The organism is Anoxybacillus thermarum (assembly GCF_000836725.1).
Taxonomy (GTDB): domain Bacteria; phylum Bacillota; class Bacilli; order Bacillales; family Anoxybacillaceae; genus Anoxybacillus; species Anoxybacillus thermarum.
On sequence record NZ_JXTH01000102.1, the window covers coordinates 1 to 4075 of the forward strand.

Sequence of the window (4075 nt, forward strand, 5' to 3'; positions counted from 1 at the left end):
CCTCCAAAAGGGCCGCCAACAAGACAGCGAACACCTTTTGAAGAGTTCTGACTAATTGTTCCTCCAGCTCTTTTAATAAAGGCCATTCTGTGGTAAAATGTTTCATGGACTCTCTCCCTCCTGTTTTATTGATGTTGGTCATCACCATCATAGCAGGGAGAGAGTCCTTTTTGCATGACATTTGCTTTTTTCTACCGCGCTTCGCTTGGTGGCCCCGACGAGCGTCGCGAACAAAAGTTCGCAACCCTCGTCGGGGAATCATTCCTGAATGTCACCCACAAATATTTTACTCACACTATCGACTGTCCATAAAATCGTGTACATCCCAAGCTCATGGGCGATATGCACGACATCGTCGCGATAGCTACCGCTTGGCGGAGCAAATAAGCGGGGTTTCACTCCTGTCGCTGCTTCAATGGCATCATTTGTTTTGGCGATTTGTTCACGAATCGATTGTTTACTCATCGTTTTTAAATCTGGATGGTTGTATGAATGATTGCCAATTTCATGACCAGCATCTGCAATCATTTTTGCAAGTTGGGGATGTTCTTTCACCCAGCGACCTTCTAAAAAAAATGTGGCACGAACGTTGTATTTTTCAAGAATATGTAACATGTTTGGGATATGTTCACTTCCCCATGCAACATTAATTAAAAAAGAAACCATCGGCTTATCTGGATGCCCCCGATAAATCGGTGATGGAGGCAAATCATGCAAGTGAATAGTCGGTGATACTTGTTTGTATACAAGTTGTTTTTCTGAAAATGTTCCGTTCCGTTTCATTTGTTTATATGATGCCTCAACGTCTACTTCTAATCCGTTGTAGCCAGGAATCGCCTTCCAAACGCGATCGACTTTCGCGTTTTGCGCAGGAATATTGTATTGTTTTGCCCGTTCCATAATTTGAATGTATAACGGATCGCTTTGTTTCGCTGCTGTTATATGCCGTAATTCGTGGATATACGTCGTCGTCCACGGATTTTGCACGATGATCGCCGCCATACATATGATCATGACTAAAAAGAATGCACGCTGCACACTTCGTCCCCTCCTTTTCTAATAAAGAGGGTATGTGCATGAGGGACAAGGTAGAACGAGCGCAAAAAAATTTTACACACAGCAAAGAAGCCAAGGGAATGTGAACCCAAGGCTCCGTTTTTATTGCTCGGCTTCTTTTTGATCGCGCAATACCGCTTTTCGCGATAAATTTACACGGCCTTGTTTATCGATTTCCGTTACTTTCACTAAAATTTCATCGCCGATAGAAACGACATCTTCCACTTTTCCGACACGTTCCTCCGCCAATTCTGAAATGTGTACGAGACCGTCTTTTCCGCTAAACAATTCGACAAATGCACCAAATTTTTCAATTCGTTTCACTTTTCCTAAGTACACTTGTCCAACTTCCACTTCACGAACGATATCTTCAATAATCTTTTTCGCTTTTTGATTCATATCTTCGTTTACAGATGAAATGAAGATCGTTCCATCTTGTTCAATATCAATTTTTACGCCAGTTTCTTCAATAATTTTGTTGATTTGTTTTCCGCTTGGACCGATGACGTCACGAATTTTATCTGGATTAATTTGCATCGTTAAAATTTTCGGTGCATATTTAGATAGCTCTTTGCGCGGTTCGCTAATCGTTTGCATCATATGTTTTAAAATTTCAAGGCGACCTTTGCGCGCCTGTTGCAACGCTTCTTCTAAAATTTCACGCGATAAACCTTTAATTTTAATATCCATCTGTAAAGCAGTGACTCCCTTTTCTGTTCCTGCTACTTTAAAGTCCATATCACCGAGATGATCTTCCATGCCTTGAATATCTGTTAAAATCGTATAGTGTTCACCGCTTTTCACAAGCCCCATCGCAATACCAGCCACTGGCGCTTTAATCGGCACACCCGCATCCATCATGGCCAATGTGCTCGCACAAATGCTCGCTTGAGATGTCGAACCGTTTGATTCTAACACTTCCGATACGAGGCGAATCGTGTACGGAAACTCTTTTTCAGATGGAATAACCGGCTCAAGTGCGCGCTCGCCAAGCGCTCCGTGACCGATTTCACGACGTCCTGGTCCACGCATCGCTCCCGTTTCTCCGACTGAAAATGGTGGGAAGTTATAATGGTGCATAAACCGTTTTGTTTCTTCAATACCAAGTCCATCTAAAATTTGCACATCACCAAGTGCACCGAGTGTACATACGCTAAGCGCTTGTGTTTGTCCTCGTGTAAACAAGCCTGATCCGTGCGTGCGTGGTAAAAGTCCAACGGCTGATGAAAGCGGACGAATTTCATCTACTTTTCGTCCATCTGGACGCACTTTTTCTTCCGTAATCAAGCGACGCACTTCTTCTTTCACAAGTTTATGTAAAATTTCTTTTACTTGCTTTATTGTTTCTTCATCTGCTTCTTGTTGTTCGTACGCCGCTACAACTTCTGCTTTTAATTGTTCAATTGCTGCTTCGCGCGCTAATTTTTCAGGTACTTGAACCGCACGTTTCACTTCTCCTTCTACGCGAGCACGAATGTTCGCTTCAAGCTGGGCATCGAGTTCATACAGAACGACTTTCATCTTCTCTTTGCCAACTTTTGTGGCAATGTCCTCTTGGAATGCGATGAGCCGCTTAATTTCTTCATGTCCAAACATAATCGCTTCAAGCATAACTTCTTCTGGCACTTCATTGGCCCCTGCTTCAACCATGTTAATCGCATCTTTCGTTCCAGCAACGACAAGATGCATATCGCTTTGTTCCATTTGCGCGACAGACGGGTTAATCACAAATTCACCGTTCACACGACCAACTGTCACCCCAGCGATCGGTCCTTCAAATGGGATATCAGAAATCGTTAACGCAAGCGAAGAGCCAAACATTGCCGCCATTTCTGGTGAGCAGTCTTGATCAACGCTCATCACCATGCTGACAACTTGCACTTCATTTCGAAATCCTTCAGCAAATAATGGCCGAATCGGACGGTCGATGAGACGGCTAGCTAAAATGGCTTTTTCACTTGGACGTCCTTCACGCTTAATGAATCCCCCTGGAATTTTACCAACAGCGTATAAACGTTCTTCATAATTTACTGTTAATGGGAAAAAGTCGACGCTTTTTGGTTCTTTCGATGCTGTCGCTGTACTTAATACGACCGTATCGCCGTATCGCACTAATACAGCGCCGTTTGCTTGTTTGGCTAATTCGCCAATTTCAACGGTCAACGGCCGACCTGCCCAGTCGATCGAAAACACATGTTTTTCTTGTTCCATATAAACCGAGTACCCCTCTCTATGTACAAATAAAAAATCATATTTGTTTTAGTATAAGCAAATATCGGCGCAAATACTAATAAAAAGCGGGAATGCTCCCGCTTTTTACTTATCGGCGTAATCCGAGTTTGTTAATCAATTCACGATAACGGTTGATGTCTTTGTTGCGTAAATACGTAAGTAAGTTACGACGACGACCAACCATTTTCAAAAGACCACGACGAGAATGATGGTCTTTACGATGAACACGTAAATGTTCGTTCAAGTTGTTAATTTGCTCTGTAAGGATAGCAACTTGTACTTCTGGAGAACCTGTGTCAGTTTCGTGAATTTTGAACTGGTTGATGATCTCGTTTTTACGCTCTTGTGTTAATGCCATCCTTGTTCACCTCCTCTTTTTTCAACCCCAGTTACCGAGCAAACGGCGGTGACTCGTCTTGCCCAGCAATGGTTAACATACATTAAATAGAATACATGTTTTTCCGATAAAATGCAAGGGGATTTTGAAAATAGAGTCAGTCAAGACTTTGTGGAGAACATTTTTTCGGTTCACTACGGGTGTTGTCAATCACTAGTTAGCGAACCATTTTCAGGAATTGATATCGTAAGCGCTTTTGGACTCTCATCCCTCATCTTGAAGTGATGATATTGTATTCCATTTTTTTACACCCAACCAAAATCCCGAAGCGCCGACAACGCTTGATGGATCGGCGTCCCGGATGACCGCTGCAGACACGGTAGATTCTGACGCACCACATCTGCCCACAACCGTCCTGCCTTCCGTTTGGCCTGTTCAACCCGCTTGGAC

Annotated in this window: 2 protein-coding genes and 2 pseudogenes; all 4 read right to left on the minus strand. The window is 43.2% G+C overall.

The genetic code is table 11. The annotated features are described in order from the left end of the window. Positions 1–291: 291 nt before the first annotated feature. A pseudogene (locus LH47_RS14260) lies at positions 292–1002 on the minus strand (polysaccharide deacetylase family protein); the annotation flags it as partial. 156 nt (positions 1003–1158) lie between these two features. Continuing rightward, positions 1159–3267 (minus strand): polyribonucleotide nucleotidyltransferase, encoded by a 2109-nt coding sequence (gene pnp, locus LH47_RS14265; RefSeq protein ID WP_043968617.1) that lies wholly within the window; start codon positions 3265–3267, stop codon positions 1159–1161. 109 nt (positions 3268–3376) lie between these two features. Next, positions 3377–3646: a 30S ribosomal protein S15 gene (rpsO, locus tag LH47_RS14270; protein WP_003394805.1), complete on the minus strand. Its 270-nt coding sequence runs from the start codon at positions 3644–3646 to the stop codon at positions 3377–3379. A gap of 284 nt (positions 3647–3930) precedes the next feature. Continuing rightward, positions 3931–4075 (minus strand): annotated as a pseudogene (locus LH47_RS15715) (UPF0236 family protein); the annotation flags it as partial.